11 protein-coding genes are annotated in these 16804 nt (G+C 65.0%); 10 read left to right on the top strand and 1 reads right to left on the bottom strand.

All coding sequences use genetic code 11. From position 1 onward, the window contains the following. Positions 1–185: 185 nt before the first annotated feature. From KVF90_RS15030 to KVF90_RS15015, 4 genes are read left to right on the top strand one after another with little or no spacing between them, the layout of a single operon-like run. Entirely contained in the window at positions 186–1685 is a 1500-nt protein-coding gene (locus KVF90_RS15030) for a tryptophan halogenase family protein (protein WP_264394543.1), read from the top strand. Next, positions 1675–3117, top strand: coding sequence for a tryptophan 7-halogenase (locus tag KVF90_RS15025; RefSeq protein WP_264392377.1), 1443 nt, complete (start codon positions 1675–1677; stop codon positions 3115–3117). Before KVF90_RS15030 ends, KVF90_RS15025 begins: the two co-directional genes overlap by 11 nt. Beyond that, positions 3114–4640, top strand: a complete 1527-nt coding sequence (locus KVF90_RS15020; RefSeq protein WP_264392376.1) for a tryptophan halogenase family protein — start codon at positions 3114–3116, stop codon at positions 4638–4640. Before KVF90_RS15025 ends, KVF90_RS15020 begins: the two co-directional genes overlap by 4 nt. After that, on the top strand, positions 4637–6133 hold the full coding sequence (locus tag KVF90_RS15015; protein ID WP_264392375.1) for a tryptophan halogenase family protein: 1497 nt from the start codon (positions 4637–4639) through the stop codon (positions 6131–6133). Before KVF90_RS15020 ends, KVF90_RS15015 begins: the two co-directional genes overlap by 4 nt. On the opposite strand, the gene KVF90_RS15010 is transcribed toward KVF90_RS15015, so the two are convergent. Beyond that, on the bottom strand, positions 6130–7155 hold the full coding sequence (locus KVF90_RS15010; RefSeq protein WP_264392374.1) for a cupin-like domain-containing protein: 1026 nt from the start codon (positions 7153–7155) through the stop codon (positions 6130–6132). The genes KVF90_RS15015 and KVF90_RS15010 overlap by 4 nt on opposite strands. 102 nt (positions 7156–7257) lie before the next feature. Between KVF90_RS15010 and KVF90_RS15005 the strand changes: the two genes are divergently transcribed. The 6 genes from KVF90_RS15005 (at position 7258) to KVF90_RS14980 (ending at position 16598) form a co-directional block, all read left to right on the top strand. Next, positions 7258–8604: a sugar MFS transporter gene (locus KVF90_RS15005; RefSeq protein WP_264392373.1), complete on the top strand. Its 1347-nt coding sequence runs from the start codon at positions 7258–7260 to the stop codon at positions 8602–8604. Positions 8605–8606: 2 nt separating this feature from the next. After that, positions 8607–9761 carry a glycoside hydrolase family 26 protein gene (locus KVF90_RS15000; RefSeq protein WP_264392372.1) on the top strand — a complete coding sequence of 385 codons (1155 nt, stop codon included), beginning with the start codon at positions 8607–8609 and terminating at the stop codon, positions 9759–9761. Positions 9762–9900: 139 nt separating this feature from the next. After that, positions 9901–13314: a glycosyl hydrolase 2 galactose-binding domain-containing protein gene (locus KVF90_RS14995; RefSeq protein ID WP_264392371.1), complete on the top strand. Its 3414-nt coding sequence runs from the start codon at positions 9901–9903 to the stop codon at positions 13312–13314. Further along, positions 13311–14120, top strand: coding sequence for a type I phosphomannose isomerase catalytic subunit (locus KVF90_RS14990; protein ID WP_264392370.1), 810 nt, complete (start codon positions 13311–13313; stop codon positions 14118–14120). The genes KVF90_RS14995 and KVF90_RS14990 overlap by 4 nt, the downstream gene beginning before the upstream one ends. After that, the gene (locus KVF90_RS14985; protein WP_264392369.1) at positions 14110–15339 is read left to right on the top strand and encodes a glycoside hydrolase family 27 protein; all 1230 of its coding nucleotides are present in this window, start codon (positions 14110–14112) and stop codon (positions 15337–15339) included. Before KVF90_RS14990 ends, KVF90_RS14985 begins: the two co-directional genes overlap by 11 nt. Continuing rightward, positions 15336–16598, top strand: a complete 1263-nt coding sequence (locus KVF90_RS14980) for an MFS transporter (protein ID WP_264392368.1) — start codon at positions 15336–15338, stop codon at positions 16596–16598. Before KVF90_RS14985 ends, KVF90_RS14980 begins: the two co-directional genes overlap by 4 nt. Positions 16599–16804 lie beyond the last annotated feature (206 nt).

Raw genomic sequence — 16804 nt, 5'->3', positions numbered from 1 at the left:
CCTGCCTGTATCGGCAGTTTCCCGTGGCCCTGCTGGTTCACAGGGCCATTCCCTTCAAAAAATCATAAAGCGGCAGCGATGACAAGATAAAAAAATTTGGTTTTCTTATTCGGGCCTGATAACCCGATGCCAAGCGCGGTGGAAAATCGTGGAGGGTGGGAGCGATCGTGGCGGGCCGTAAGCCGATGAAAATCGTCATTATTGGCGGAGGAACGGCGGGCTGGTCCGCCGCCGCGGCCATCGCTCGGCTGCTCCCCGGAATAGCAGATGTTCGCGTGATCGAATCTGCGGATATCGGCATCGTCGGAGTGGGCGAGGCGACCCTTCCCCATGTCCGGCAGTTCGTGCAGCAGCTCGGGATAGACGAGGCCGCATTCATGCGCGCCACCCATGCGACGTTCAAACTTGGCATCGATTTCCGGGACTTCGGCCGCATCGGGGACAGCTACATCCACCCGTTCGGCACCTTCGGGCGCGAGCTGGCGCAGGTGCCTTTCCATCACTTCTGGCTGGAATCGCGGAAGACCGGCTCGCCGCCGGATATCGGCCGCTTCTCGCTCGCCGTGCAGGCCGCGCGGGCGGGCCGGTTCCAGATCCCGCGGGACGACGATCTCTCGCTGGCCTCGAGCTATGGCTATGCCTACCAGTTCGACGCGAGCCTGTTCGGTCCGTTCATGCGGGACTTCGCACAGGCACACGGTGCGCAGAGGACGGAGGGGCGGGTCGTGGAGGTCCGTCAGGACCCGGAAACGGGCGACATCGCCAGCGTCACCCTCGAAAGCGGCGAAAGCTTCGCGGCCGATCTGTTCATCGATTGCTCGGGCTTTCGCAGCCTGCTGCTGGGCGAAACGCTGGAAGAGGCGTGGGAGGATTGGTCCCACTGGCTGCCGTGTGACCGCGCCATTGCCATGCCGACCGCTTCGCCGCCGGGCGAGATCGAGCCGTTCACCCGCGCCACCGCGCTGGAGGCGGGATGGGCGTGGCGCATCCCGCTGCAGCACCGGGTCGGCAATGGTTATGTCTATTCGAGCGCGTTTCTCGATGACGAGACGGCGGCAGAGAGCCTGCGACGGACTGTGCAAGGCCCGGCGCTTGCCGATCCGCGGCTGCTGCGTTTCCGGGCCGGGCGGCGGCGGCAATCATGGGTGCGCAATGTGGTGGCCATCGGGCTTGCCAGCGGGTTCCTCGAACCGTTGGAATCAACCAGCATCTACCTCTCGCACATGGCAATCATGCGCCTGATCGAGCTGTTCCCGGTCGGCGGCATCAATCCCGCCGACCGGGCCGAGTTCAACCGGATGGTGGACAAGGAGTATGACCGGATCCGCGATTTCCTGATCCTGCATTATCACGCCACGACGCGCAGCGATTCGCCCTTCTGGGACCACGTCCGGACCATGACCGTACCCGACAGTCTGTCGGGCAAAATGGAGATGTGGAAGCGCACCGGCCGGATCGAGAAATACGGCGAAGGGCTGTTTTTCGAACCGAGCTGGATCGCTGTCTATCTGGGGCAGAACATTGTGCCCGAAGGCTGGGATACACGCGCCGCCTTGCCCGAACCCGATGGACTCGTGCGGGCGCTGGACGGGCTTCAGCAGGAAATCGGCGCGCTGGTGCAGGCGATGCCCGGGCACCGGGCCTTCCTGCAGGCAGAGGCGCAGCGGCTGGCCGATGCAGCGTAACGCGCGCGCCCCCTTGCGCACAGTGGCCGTCGCTGGTGATGGCCCGACCGGCCTTGCGGCAGCCATCGCCCTGCGGCGCGCTCTGCCGCGCTGCGAGGTTATCGTCATCTCCACCCCCGCTGACCCCGCGGCGCTTGCCGATCATGCCATCACATCCACGCCGCAAAGCAATGGCTTCCTGAGCCGGATCGGGATCGGGGAGGGCGGACTGGTGGTGCGGGCCGGGGCAAGCCATCGCGTGGCGGTGGAACTGGTCGGCTGGACGGGTCCGCAAAGCCGGTCATTGCATCCCTATGGCGCCGCCCCGCCAGAAGGTGCCGCGGCCCCGGCAGTTGCCGCAGCTCTGGCGGCGGAGGGCCGCTTCGCCCATCCCTCGGACGATCCAGCCTCGCCCTTGTCCGACATCGATTACGCCTTGCGGATCAACCCGCCGGCCTATCGCAGGCATCTGGCCGCCCTTGCGGCACAGATCGGGATCGTCAGCCGCCGCGCCGGATTGTCCGCCGCCGTGCCCGATGCCGAAGGCGGGATCGCGCACCTCAGGCTTGCCGACGGCGAAATCCTCGCGGCCGACCTGTTTGTCGACTGTTCAGGACCGGCGGCGCTGGTCGCGCGCGCCCTCCCCGGTGCGTGCGCCGCCGGGGCCGAGGTCGACTGGTCCCGCATCCTGCCCTGCGATCGCCTGTTGCTGCCGGCTGCGCCGCGGCCCCCTTGCCTGACCCCGCTCGATCGCGTCACGGCGACAGAATTCGGCTGGCGGTCCGAGGTCCATGGGCGCGATGGCACCCACGTCGTCTTCGCCGCGCATTCGGCGGCAGGATCGCCCGAAGCATGGGCGAGGGCGGCGGGCTTTGATCCGGCGCAGATCGTGACCATCAGACCGGGGCAACGCACCCGTATCTGGCAAGCCAATGTGGTATGCATCGGCGATGCTGCCGTCAGACTAGAACCGCTGCACTGGCTCAATCAGGCACTGGCCCATTCCCAGATCGCGCTGCTGCTGGAGCTTTTGCCGGGGTGCGACTCCGATCCGCTCGAGATAGCGGAATTCAACCGGCGTGCCGCAGCCATGGCTGACCGAGCGCGCGATTATGTGGCGCTGCATTATTGTGCGCCGCAACGGCCATCAGGTCCCTTCTGGGCCCATGCCGCCAGCCTCGAACGTCCCGAAAGCCTGCAACGGACCCTTGGCGAATTCGCCCGGCGGGGAAGGCTGCCATTCTTCGAGGAAGATTTCATGCCGCGCGAGGCATGGATTTTCGCAATGGCATCGATCGGGCAACAGCCAGCGCCGACGCCCAGATCGCTTGCTCTGTCTGAGGAACAGCGGATCGCGCTTGCCGATGCGCAGCAGGCCCGGGCGCAGTCGGCAGTCCGCATCGCGCCGCCCTATGCCGAATGGCTGGCATCCTATCTCAGGGGACTGCAATGAACGCCCATTCTCCCATCGAAACGCTGGTGATCGTCGGGGGCGGCACTGCCGGCTGGATGGCAGCTGCGGCGGCAAGCCGGTTTCTCGACGATGGCCGCCGCAAGATCGTACTGGTCGAATCCGAAGAGATCGGGACGGTCGGGGTCGGCGAGGCGACCATTCCCCCGATCCTCAGTTTCAATGCCAAGCTTGGGATCGACGAGCAGGACTTCGTCCGCGCCACGCAGGCGACGTTCAAGCTCGGGATCGAGTTCGTGAACTGGGGTGGCTTGGGCGAGAGCTATATGCACCCCTTCGGTTCGATCGGTCGCGATTTCGACGGGGTCGCCTTCCACCAGATCTGGGGCAAATTCCGCGAGCGGGCGAAGCTTGGCCCGATCACCGATTTTTCCATGGGCTGCGTGGCGGCGGCGGCCGGAAAGTTCGCGCCATCGTCCAGCGATCCGCGCTCGCCGCTGTCACAGTTGGGATATGCCTATCATTTCGACGCCGGGCTCTATGCGCGGTTCCTGCGCGATTATGCCGAAGCGGGCGGGGTGGTGCGCCACGAAGGAAAGATTGCCGGGGCCGAGCAGGATGCCAAGACCGGCTTTGTGACCGCGGTGGTCCTGGAGGACGGGCGCCAGATCGCCGGGGACCTGTTCATCGACTGCTCGGGCTTTCGCAGCCTGCTGCTCGGTCAGGCGCTGGGTGTGCCCTATCACGACTGGTCGGAATGGTTGCCCTGCGACACCGCCTTCGCCGTTCCCAGCGAGCGCACCGCGCCGCTGCTGCCCTACACGCGGTCGACCGCACACGGCGCCGGCTGGCAATGGCGCATTCCGCTGCAACACCGCACCGGCAACGGCCATGTCTATTGCTCGGCCTTCATGGACGAAGACGAGGCCTGCCGGACGCTGCTGTCACACTTGGACGGCGCAGCCCTCGCCGAGCCGCGCAAGATCGCCTTCACTGCCGGGGTCCGCGACCGGTTGTGGGAGAAAAACGTGATCGCGCTGGGCCTCTCGGGCGGCTTCATAGAGCCGCTTGAATCCACCTCGATCCACCTGATCCAGACCGGCATTTCCAAGCTGTTCTGGCTGTTCCCCGACAAGCGTTGCAGCGCGGTCGAGCGGGACGAATACAACCGGATGATGCGCGAACAGTTCGCCTATATCCGCGATTTCATCGTGCTCCACTACAAGGCGACGGCGCGGGACGACACGCCGTTCTGGCGCATGGTGCGCGACATGGCGATCCCTGACAGCCTTGCCCGCAAGATCGATCTGTTCCGCGAAAAGGGCCGCATCCTGCGTTATGACCATGACCTGTTCGACATCCCCAGCTGGGTCGCGGTGATGCTGGGCCAGAACATCATTCCAGACGGCTATGATGCCGTGGCCGATGCGCTGGATGACGAGCGTGTGCTGGCAGCGCTCCGGACGCTGTCGGGGAACTATGCCGAACAGGCACAGCGCATGCCTTCGCATGCGGAGTATATTGCACGGTTCTGCCTGGCTCCGGCGATGGAGGCGCACGCATGAACGGGCAGCCGCTCCGCAAGGTGCTGATCGTTGGCGGCGGCACGGCAGGGTGGATGGCTGCGGCGGCCTTTGGCACCGCGATGCCGAACATGGCGGTGGAGCTGGTCGAATCCGATGACATCGGGATCGTCGGCGTCGGTGAGGCTACCATCCCGCAGATAAACCTGTTCAACGCGATGCTCGGGATCAGCGACGCCGATATGCTGCGCGAAACGCAGGCGACCTACAAACTCGGGATCGAGTTTACCGACTGGCTGCATCATGGGCACAGCTATCTCCACCCGTTCGGCGCCTTTGGCGTGCCGATCAATGGGGTCGATTTCTGGCACTACTGGATCAGATCCGGCGGAAATCTGGCGGGCCTGCACGAATTCAACGCCAATTCGGTCGCCGCGGCTACCGGACGCTATGCCAAGATCAACCCCCAGCCGCCCGCCAATTCTCCCCTTTCCAAGCTGTTCAGCGCCTTCCACTTCGACGCATCGTTGTACGCACGCCTGTTGCGCCGCGTGGCCGAAGCGCGCGGTGTGACGCGGCACGAGGGCCGGATCGTCACGTGCCACCGCGATGGCGAAAGCGGGCTGATGACGGCGGTGACTCTCGACGATGGCAGACGGCTCACGGCCGACCTGTTCCTCGATTGCAGCGGGTTCCGCAGCCTGTTGCTGGGGGAGGCGATGGGGGTGGGCTATCGCGACTGGTCGGCGTGGCTGCCTTGCGACCGGGCGCTGGCCGTGCCGACAGAGCGCCATGAGGAGCCCCGACTCTACACCCGCGCGACCGCGCAAGGCGCGGGCTGGACGTGGCGCATTCCGCTGCAACACCGCACCGGCAACGGCTATGTCTATTCAAGTGCGCATGTTTCCGACGACGAGGCCGCGGCAACGCTGCTGTGCGCGGTCGACGGCACGCCACTTGCCGATCCCCGCCCGCTGCGCTTTGTCGCCGGACACCGGGAGCAATTCTGGGCCGGCAATGTCATTGGCCTTGGTCTGGCCGGCGGATTTCTCGAGCCGCTCGAGTCCACCAGCATTCACCTCATCCAGCTGGCGATCAGCCGGGTGCTCAATCTGATGCCGCGCAGCCTTCCCGCGCCGGGGGCAGCGGCCGAGTTCAACCGGCTATCGGTCAGAGATTACGAAGGCATCCGCGATTTCCTGGTCTTCCACTACTGGGCCAACCGGCGCGAAGAGCCGTTCTGGCAGGAACGCCGCGCCATCGATCCGCCGGGCGGCCTGATCCGCGAGCGGATTGCGCTGTTCCGGGAAACCGGCCGGATCGCGCATGCGGGCGATGACCTGTTTGCCGAGGCAAGCTGGCTGGCGGTGATGCTGGGGCAGGGGATTGCGCCCGGGGGACACTCGCCGATGGCCGATCTCGTGCCGCAACCCGAGCTTGAAGAGATCATGGCCATGCTGCGCAATGCCGTTGCCAAAGCGGTCACGGGGCTACCGATGCAGGCTGACTTCATCGCCGCACAAACCCGGGGCTAGCGCACCCCGAGGGCCCGCATCACAAAGGCGCGAATGCCCTGCGCTCTGGCCGGACCCGGCGCCCCGCCAACTCCGCGCGCGTGGGGCGGCAGATGGCTTGCCGCGTCGGCGGCCTGCGGATCGAACACGAAATGGTCGAACCAGTGCCGCCAGGCTGTCTTCTCTGTCTCCGGCAGATCGCGCACCGCCAGCATCGCATGGACAAGCGCTGCAAATGGTGACGAGTTGACCGGCGCATTGTACCAGTAATTGACCAGGATATTGGCGGGATCGAGCGCTTCGATGCAATGCCACCACAGGGTCGGCATGTAGATCGCGTCACCCGGTTCAAGCTCGGTCTGAATGGCGTGCTGCATGGCCTCGGCATAGCGCGGATAACGCGCAAGGTCGGGCCTGCGGATATCTACCATGCTGACCGGCTGTCCGGCGATCGTCACGTCGAGCGGGCCGACGTAGAGGTTTGGAGTCTGCGCTGGCGGAAAAAGCGTCACCCGCCGCCGCCCCAGTGCGGCAACGGCAATATTCTCGGAGATGTCGAAATGCGGGGCGACATGGCTGGCATTGCCGATCCACACCCGGGCGTTCGCCTGCGGGATTGACAGCGGCAGCGGATTGGCGGCGGCAAAGCCGGGAAGAAAGGTGTCGACGGGATTGGACCCGGCATAGATCGCGGGCGGATCCGTATGGTCGGCCAGCGCGAGGATCTGTTCGAATACCTTCGCAAAACCCACCGTGTCGACGGCGAAATTGTACCCCAGCATATCATCGGCATAGAAGAACCGCCCGCCAAGGCCTGGCCCACCAAGCATGGTCTTGGTCCCTGCGCCGGAATCGAACTGCGACAGGTAATCGAACGCCTGCTTGGGCCCGGAACGCCCTGCAGCGACCAGTGGCCAGTCACGCAGCAGCTTGCGGAACACAAGCGGTTCACCGGCGCTGGCAGCCGCGGCCAGCGCCGCGGCAGGGTCTCCCGCACATTCCGGCACGCGGCGCTCCACCTGCCAATTCCAAGGCTGCAACATCCGGCCCTCTCCTCCGGCTTCACGATCCCGCTTGATTCACCCTTCCTATTGCGCCATCCAATAAGATAAGCAAAATTATTTAATCCTTGGGAGGGGAACTTTGTGGCTCAGAATGGCCGGACCAGCCTTGCGTTTGCGGCTGTAACCACGCTCTTTTTTGCATGGGGTTTCATCACCTCCATGCTCGATCCACTGGTCGCGTCGGTCAAAGGCATCTTCACCCTCAGTGACTTCGAAGCCCAGCTCAGCGCCTTCGCCTTCTTCATCGCCTATGGTGTGATAAGCCTTCCGGCAGCGGTTTTGCTGACCCGCCTGTCGGCGGTGCCGACGATCAAGATCGCGCTGGCGATGATGATCGCAGGATGTCTGACGATGCTGTTTGCGGCCAACGTGGCCCTTTATCCGCTGGTGCTGGTGGGGCTGTTCATTCTGGCGAGCGGCATCACCGTTCTGCAGGTCGCGGCCAATCCCCTCGCTGCCGCGCTAGGCGCGCCAGAACGCAGCCATTTCCGACTGACCCTGAGCCAGACATTCAATTCGGTCGGCACCTTCATCGGCCCGATCATCGGGGCCAGCCTGTTCCTCAAGGATCTTGAGGTGAAGCCCGGGACTGTCGTGACCGAGGCCGTCCGCGCCACCGCTCTGGCAGGGATCGACCTGGCCTATTTCTGGATCGCAGGCATGATCGCGGTGCTGCTGCTGTTCTTCCATCTCAGCCGGCGGGTGGTCGCCATGGCCGCGCCGCCTGCCGACGGGGCCATGGCAGGACGCGGGATCAGGGCCACGCTTGCCGATGCGCTGTCCTCGCGTTGGGCAGTGTTGGGCGGGCTGGCGATCTTCCTTTATGTCGGCGCGGAGGTCGCGATCGGCACGCAGATGGCGTTGTTCCTCAATTCGGATCAGGTCTGGGGGCAATCGGAAGCAGCTTGGTCCTTCCCGGTGATCGCCTGGCTGTTCGGCAATGACGGTGTGCCCGGCATTTCGCTGGAGGAAGCGGGCAAGTTCACCGCGATCTACTGGGGCGCCGCGATGGTCGGACGCGCGGTGGGCTCGGTGCTGCTGGCCCGCGTCAAAGCGGCATGGTTGCTGGCGATCTTCACGGTGCTGGCGGCGTTGATGTGCCTATACATCATGATGATCGGCGGGACATCTGCCGGGTTTGTCGCGCTGGCGATCGGGCTGTTCAACTCGATCATGTTCCCGGTAATCTTCACGCTGACGCTGGAACGCTCGACCGCCGGTCAGGAAGCGACATCGGGTCTGCTGTGCACGGCCATCGTCGGCGGGGCGTTCATCCCGCTGGTGTCGGGCGCGGTTTCGGGCGCGACCAGCTACGCGGTGTCCTTCATTGTCCCGGCGCTGTGCTATGCCGCGCTGACAGGCTTTGCGATCGCGGCGGGCCGAACCTCGCCCAAGCGGCACGTCGATGCGCAGGCCGGTGGGCACTGAGGGTGAAGGCGCCCGCCTTCACCCTGCTGCTTGCGGTGCTGCTGTGTGGAGGGCCGCTGCTGGCCGCGCCTTCCGAGGCGGCACCGATCGACGCGCAAGCCACGGCGGAAACGCGCAACCTGTTCCGCAACATGCTCCTCATCGCGCCGCGCACTGTGCTGTTCGGCCACCAGAACACGCTGGCCTATGGCACCACGTGGCGCGACGAGGGTGCTGCGGGGCCTGACCGGTCGGACGTGAAGGATGTGGTCGGCGATTTTCCGGCTGTCTATGGGTGGGATCTGATGGACGCGGTCGGCACGCCTGCGCCCGGGACAACCCCGGTCATCGATGCAGACCGCCTGCGCGGCTATGTCCAGCGCGCCCATGCCCGCGGCGGCATCAACAGTTTCAGCTGGCACATGGACAATCCGGTGACGGGCGGCGATGCGTGGGACAAGACCCCCGCGGTCGCGCGGATCCTGCCGGGCGGCGACCATCACGAGGCCTATCTGTCCCGCCTCGATGCCGCCGCCGCATTTTTCCTGAGCTTAAGGGACCGGCATGGGCGGCTGATCCCGGTCTGGTTCCGCCCCTTTCACGAACAGACAGGCGATTGGTTCTGGTGGGGCAACGGCCACGCCGCTCCCGATGACTACAAGGCGCTGTGGCGCTTCACGGTCGAATATCTGCGTGACCATCACGGCGTGCACAACCTGCTCTACGCCTATTCGACCGATGTGTTCGACAGTGCCGAGGACTATTTCAGGTTTTACCCCGGCGACGAATATGTCGATCTGCTGGGGTTCGATGACTACCAGTCCGTCACCCCGTCCGGATCGGAACGGGTCCTGACCCATCGCTTGCGCATGGTGGTCCGCTGGGCCCGCGAACGCGGCAAGCTGGCGGCGCTGACCGAAACCGGGCTTGAGGCCATACCGGCGCGCAACTGGTGGACCGGGCGTCTGCTGAACGGGATCATCGCCGATCAGGAGGCACTGGGAATCAGCTACGTCCTTGTGTGGCGAAATGCCAATCCGGCCTTCGACCGCAAGGACCACTTCTACGCCCCTTACCCGGGCCAGAAGAGCGCGGCCGATTTCCAGCGCTTCTATGATGACCCGCGCACATGGTTCGGCAGCGATCTACCCAACCTTTACGCGGATCAGGGCGGATAGGACGCCGTGCAGCCCGCGATCTGGCCGGGGGCGGATTGGATCGCAGATTAAATAAATTTACTTGCCTTATTCGGCGGGCTTTTGCAGCATGGGATCAACCGGCCGGATGACGACAGGGCCTGACAGAGGGAGATTGCGAATGTCTTTGCGGGCGACCCTTGTGGCTGCACTGCTGGCGACGCCATGCGTGGTGGCTGCCGAAGTGCTTCCTCCGGCCGGGCCATGGAACGCCCGCTTCGTCGCAGGCGGGATCGGCATCGAACGCGAATTGCCGGCCAAATCCTCCCTGCTCGCGCCGAACGCACAATGGACGATCTCGGGCTGGGTGAAGCGCGATCCGGATACCTCCGGAACGATCGTGGCGATGGGCGCGGATGCACGTGCGCTGTCGCTCGACGCGCAAGGCCGGCTGGTCATGCGCACCGGCAATCTCACGGCGGTCAGCAAGGCGAGCGTCGCCGCCGGTCAGTGGACCCATATCGCCGTCGTGCGCAACGGCGCCGGCGTGACCTTCTACATCGATGGGGCAGTGGCAGGTAGCGGGCCTGCCGAGGATGTCGCCATCGCACCGCGCATCGCCATCGCCCCGGTGGAGGAAGGCAAAGCGCACCTTTCGGCAACTGTTGTTGGTCTTGGCGTCGATGACGCAGCGCTCGACGCCAAACAGATCAAGGCCGCAGCCGCACGCCGCCCGGATTTCGCGCTGGTCCACATCTGGACCGTGGGCAAGGGCTGGGAGTGGCAGAACCGCGCCAACACCGGATATTGGCGTCCGCAGGACCCGTGGACCTTGCCGCAGGGTAAGGCCGCATTCGACAAGCCGGTTGCCAAGCCGCTTGTCAGCCGGGAACCGCTGGCCGCCATTCGCGACGGGGTCTGGCAGATCAATGACTGGTTTCTCGCCGCCGCGCCCGATGTCACGCAGGGGGGCGATGCGCTCTCGCGGGCCGGGGCGCAAGCGGCAGGCTGGCATGCCGCAACCGTGCCGGGCACCGTGCTGACCACACTGGTCGACCGGGGCATCTATCCCGATCCCTATCGCGGGCTCAACAACATGGCGATCCCTGAAAGCCTTGCCCGGCAGGACTGGTGGTATCGCGCCGAATTCGATGTGCCTGCCGCCGCCGAAGGAAAGCGGATCGAGCTTGTCGTCAACGGGGCCAACTATGCCAGCGAGGTATGGGTCAACGGCGAGCGTCTGGGCGAGACGCGCGGGGCCTTCATCCGCGGGACCTTCGGCTTCGTGCCGCGGGCCGGCCGCAACGCCGTGGCAATCCTTGTCCACCCCGCGCCGCACCCGGGCACGCCGCATGAGGAATCGATCCTAGCAGGGCCGGGCGAGAATGGTGGGCAGCTGGCCATCGACGGCCCCACCTTCGTTGCTACCGAAGGCTGGGACTGGATCCCCGGCATCCGCGATCGCAACACGGGGCTTTGGCTTCCGGTCGAACTGAGGACGTCGGGCGCGCTCAGCATTGGCGACCCCCATGTCATCACCGATCTGCCTCTGCCTCGCACTGACAGTGCCGATGTGCATGTGCTGGTGCCGGTGACAAATCATGGTGATGCGCCGCTTGAAGCGCAGGTCGAGATCCGGTTCGACGATGTCATCGTCACCGCGCGTGAGACCATCGCACCCGGTGCAACGCGCGAACTGCGCTTCTCCCCGGCGACCCATGCCGCCTTGCGCATCGCCAACCCGCGCCTGTGGTGGCCCAACGGCTATGGTGAACCGGTGCTCCACGATATGGCCATCGCAGTGGCCGGGCCGGATGGCGCATCCGACACCCGCAAGCTGCGCTTCGGCATCCGCGAGGTCAGCTATGATCTCGGGCTGATGACCGGAGCGGGCAAACTGGAACGGGTCAATGTCCAGACCACCGACGGCGGGCTTGCGGGCGAACAGCTGATCGATGTGCGGCATGAACAGATATGGCAGACGCCGAGGGGCTATGCGGCATCGCTGACGCCCGCCGGAGAGCGATCGGCTGCGGTGGTTCCGGTCACCGATTATGCCATCCCCGAGCCGCATCTGGCGCTGCGCGTAAACGGCGTGCGGATCGCGGCGCGCGGCGGCAACTGGGGCATGGACGACGCCATGAAACGCGCCGACCGGGCGCGGCTCGAACCCTATTTCCGCCTGCAACGCGATGCCGGAATGAATATTATCCGCAACTGGATGGGCAACAGCAACCAGCCTGATTTCTTCGACCTTGCCGACGAAAACGGCATGATGATCCAGAACGATTTCTGGCAATCGACGCAGAATTTCCAGGTCGAACCGCAGGATGCCGCCCTGTTCCTCGCCAACGCCCGCGACACCATCGCGCGCTATCGCACCCATCCCTCGATCGTCATGTGGTTTGGCCGCAATGAAGGCGTGCCATACCCCTTGCTGAACGAGGGGCTGGACAAGCTGGTGTTCGAACTGGACGGCACGCGCTGGTTCACCGGTTCATCCAATGTGGTGAACCTCCAGTATTCCGGGCCGTACAACTATCGCCCGCCGGTGGGATACTTCACCGATCTGGCGACGGGCTTTTCGGTCGAGACCGGCACGCCTTCGCTCGCCACACTGGAATCGATCGAGGCGACCGTGCCCGAGGCCGATCGCTGGCCGATCAGCGACACGCTGGCCTATCACGATTGGCACTTCGGCGGGAACGGCGACGTCAAGACGTACATGGCAACGCTCGACCAGCGCTTTGGGGCGGGCACCAGCCTCGCCGATTTCGAACGCAAGTCGCAGCTTATGAACATCGAGACCTACAAGGCGATGTTCGAAGGGATGCAGGCGCATCTGTGGACGAAGAACACGGGTCGGATGCTGTGGATGACCCACCCGGCATGGCCGTCGAACCACTGGCAGATCTACAGCTGGGACTACGATACGCACGGCGCCTATTACGGCGTGAAAACGGCAAGCGAGCCGCTGCATATCCAGATGAACCTGCCTGACAACAGCGTTGCGGTGGTCAACACAACGCAGATGCCTGTCAGCGGGCTGGTGGCAAGCACCCGAGTTATCGCGCTGGATGGCGCGACGCTGTGGACGCGCGAGGACCGGCTGGATGCCGGCGCATACGCGGTCACCACGCTTGCTCCGGTTCCGCTTGCCGATCTGTTCGGCGTGCATCCGATGGTGCTGGTCGAACAGCGCCTGACGAAGGCGGACGGCAGTCTGGCCAGCCGCAATGTCTATTGGCGCGGCAAGGATGACGCCGCTTACCGCGCGCTCACGGCGATGCAGCAGATCGATCTGGAGACCAGCGTGGCACCGGCCCCGGCGCGCGCTGGCCACCGCGCTGTAACGGTGACCTTTCGCAACCCGGCGAGCACACCCGCGCTGGCGGCCAAGCTTACGCTTGTGGACGCTGCCGGCGCGCGCATCCTGCCGGCTTTCTATTCCGACAATTACGTCTCGATCATGGGCGGTCAGACCGCGCAGGTTACGATCGAATGGCCCGAGCGCACGCCCGACGGCAAACCGACCCCGGTGACGGCGAAGGTCAAGCTGCGGGGCTGGAATGTGGCCGGGGAAACCGCCGAGTGAAGCTGGCCACCCATCACGTCGAAAAGCCGTGGGGCCGGACCGATCTGCCCGCCGTGTTCGCCGCCCGCGCAGGAGCGATGACCGGCGAGGTTTGGTTCGATGCCCCGGAGCGGCCCTTGCCGCTTCTGGTCAAATGGCTGTTCACCTCCGACCGGCTGTCGATTCAGGTTCACCCCGATGACACGCAGGCGCGCGCCGCCGGTGCGGTATCGGGCAAGGAGGAGTGCTGGGTGGTGACCAGTGCCGAACCGGGGGCAAGCCTCGGTATCGGCACGCTGCGCCCGCTCGCCGCCGAAGAACTGCGCGCCGCCGTGCTGTCGGGGGAGATTGAAAACCTGATGGACTGGAAGCCGGTGCGTGCCGGCGATTTCTACTTCATCCCGGCCGGCACCGTCCATGCGATCGGCGCGGGCGTGACCCTCGTGGAAGTCCAGCAGAACGCCGACATCACTTACCGGCTTTATGATTACGGCAGGCCGCGCGCCTTGCATCTGGACGAAGGCCTCGCCGTATCCCGGGCAGAGCCCTACACCGATCCGCGTTCGGGCCGGATCGATCAGTCCGCCGAGCAGGCGCTGGTCGATTGCCCGCATTTCAGCCTGTGGCACATGCGCGGCGATGCGCTTGTGCAGCGGGCTGAAAGCGCAGCTGCGCGCTGGATCATTCCGCTGTCCGGCACGGCCGCGGCGGACGGCGCGTCGGCTGGCTGCGGGGAATGCCTTTATCTCGAAGACGCTGCCGCGATGTCGGTCACGGATGATTGTGCGGCGCTGGTCGCCTTCGCAAGGCCAAGCCATGGCGGCTAGAGTGATGCCATGGCTGCTGGCCGCCGCGCTGGGCACCTCGTCGGTTGCCGCCGCGCAAAAGGCACCCGATCTTGCGCTGACCCCGCCGATGGGATGGAACAGCTGGAACCACCACGGCTGCGACATCGACGAACAGCTCATCCGCGAAACCGCCGATGCGATGATCGCCAACGGGATGCGCGACGCCGGTTATGTCTATGTCAATCTTGACGATTGCTGGCAGGGCGAACGCGACAAGGATGGCTTCATCCAGCCCGATCCCAAGCGCTTTCCCTCGGGGATGAAAGCACTCGGTGATTATCTCCACCAACGCGGGTTCAAGTTCGGGATCTATTCCGATGCCGGCAGCAAGACCTGCGCCGGGCGCGCGGGAAGCCAGGGGTTCGAAAACCAGGACGCGCTGCAATATGCGCGCTGGGGGGTCGACTATCTCAAGTATGACTGGTGCAACACCGGCACCGGCCCGGCCCAGCGCAATCCGCGCGAAGCCTATGCCACTATGCGCGATGCCCTGCACCGCAGCGGGCGGCCGATCGTGTTCTCGATCTGCGAATGGGGCGACAACAAGCCATGGGAATGGGCTGGCGAAATCGGCCATCTGTGGCGCACGACCGGCGACATCACCAATTGCTGGTCGTGCCGGATCGGTCATGGCAGCTGGGAAAGCCTCGGCGTGCTCGACATTGTCGACAAGCAGGCAGGTCTGCGGCGCCACGCCGGGCCGGGTCGCTGGAACGATCCCGACATGATGGAGGTCGGCAATCTGCCCGAACTGGCGCAGAACCGTTCGCACTTCGCAATGTGGGCCATGCTCGCCGCGCCGCTGATCGCCGGGACCGACGTCACCGGCATGAGCCCGCAGATCGCCGAAGTGCTGACCAATCCCGGCATTATCGCCATCAATCAGGACAAGCTGGGCCTGCAGGGCTTCACCTGGTTCAAAAGCCCCGAGATCGATGTCTGGGCACGGCCACTGACCGGCGATCGCTGGGCCATCGCTATCGTCAACCGGTCGGCTGCGGCGCGCGCACACACCATCGACTGGGGCCGCGAGCCGCTGGGTGACGATCTCAATCAACGCTTCGCCAAGATCGGTGAGCGGCACTATCGCCTGATCGACGCCTGGAGCGGCAAAGCGATCGGGGATACGGCGCAGCCCCTGTCGGTCAGGCTCGCCCCCTTCGACAACGCGGTGTTCGTGCTGGAACCGCGCCCGTGAAAGTCGCCCCCGGCGTCATCGCCACCCCGGCACGGATCGCGCTGTGGTCTGCCGCAGCCGCGCTTGCAGGGTTACTGTTCGGGTTCGACGTCGCGGTGATTTCCGGCGCGGAACAGACCATTCAGCACCACTGGAACCTCAGCCCGCAACAGCACGGCCTGATCCTGTCGGCAGCCTTGTGGGGAACGGTTATCGGGGCGCTGGGCGGCGCGTGGCCGACCGACCGGATTGGCCGGAAGGGCGCGCTGATCGGCGTTGCCGTCGGCTATGTCGCGGCTTCGCTTGGCAGCGCGCTGGCGCAGGACCCTTGGACCTTTGCCGCCTTCCGGTTCATCGGCGGGCTGGCGATCGGCGTGTCCTCGATCGCCGCGCCTGCCTACATCAGCGAAATCGCACCCCCGGCGCGGCGCGGGCAATTGGTTGGATTATACCAGTTCAACATCGTCGCTGGCATTCTGCTTGCCTACCTGTCCAACTGGATCATCGGCGGGCAGGGCTGGCCGCACGCATGGCGTTTGATGCTGGGCGTGCAAGCGGTCCCTTCGCTGCTGTTCCTGTTTGCCGCCTGCGCGATCCCGGATAGCCCGATGTGGGAGCGCGCGCGGTCGGAGGGAGCGCCGCAGCATGCAAGGTGGGCCGACTACCTTAAACCGCCCTTGCGCAAGCCAGCCAGCCTCGCCTTCACGATTGCGCTGTTCAACCAGCTTTCGGGGATCAACGCCGTCATCTATTTCGCCCCCCGGATCTTCGAAATTGCAGGAATGGCCCAAAGCGCGGCCTTGCTGGCATCGGTGGGTATCGGACTGGTCAATCTGCTGGCCACCGGAATGGCGGTGCTGCTGATCGACAGAATCGGACGGCGTGCCCTGATGCTGGCCGGCGGAGTAGGGTATTGCATTTCGCTGGGCGCGGTCGCCCTGGCATTCGCCACAGGAAGCGGCGCGCTGGTTGTGCCGTTTGTTTTTCTGTTCATCGTCGCTCACGCCATCGGGCAAGGGGCGGTGATCTGGGTGTTCATCGCCGAGGTCTTTCCGACCAGCGCGCGGGCGCGCGGACAGACGCTGGGCAGCGGGACACACTGGATTCTGGCTGCACTGGTCACGCTGGTGCTGCCCTTTGCATTGGCAAGCTTTGCGCCAGAGATGATCTTCGGGTTCTTCTTCGTCATGATGGCACTGCAGCTTGTGTGGGTGCTGCGGGTCATGCCCGAGACGGGCGGGCTTGCGCTTGACGATCCTAGCCGCCCAAGCGGGCTGTGAGGCGGATGGCGTGCATAGGTGAGACGCCGTTCGGGCAGTGATTGCCATAGCACGTTAGCATGACATCAGAGTCATGCTCGGCACGATCTTGCCTGCGGCCCGATTTCCATGGCGCCCTAGCCTTGAGACAAGGGCCGAAGTTGCCGCCCGCAAACGTCTTCTCGCGGCTTTGGCATCGTCCTCAGGTGTGCAATTTGTCGATTACA

The sequence above is a fragment of the Porphyrobacter sp. ULC335 genome, assembly GCF_025917005.1.
In the GTDB taxonomy this organism is placed as follows: domain Bacteria; phylum Pseudomonadota; class Alphaproteobacteria; order Sphingomonadales; family Sphingomonadaceae; genus Erythrobacter.
This window is presented reverse-complemented; position numbering and strand designations above follow the sequence as displayed.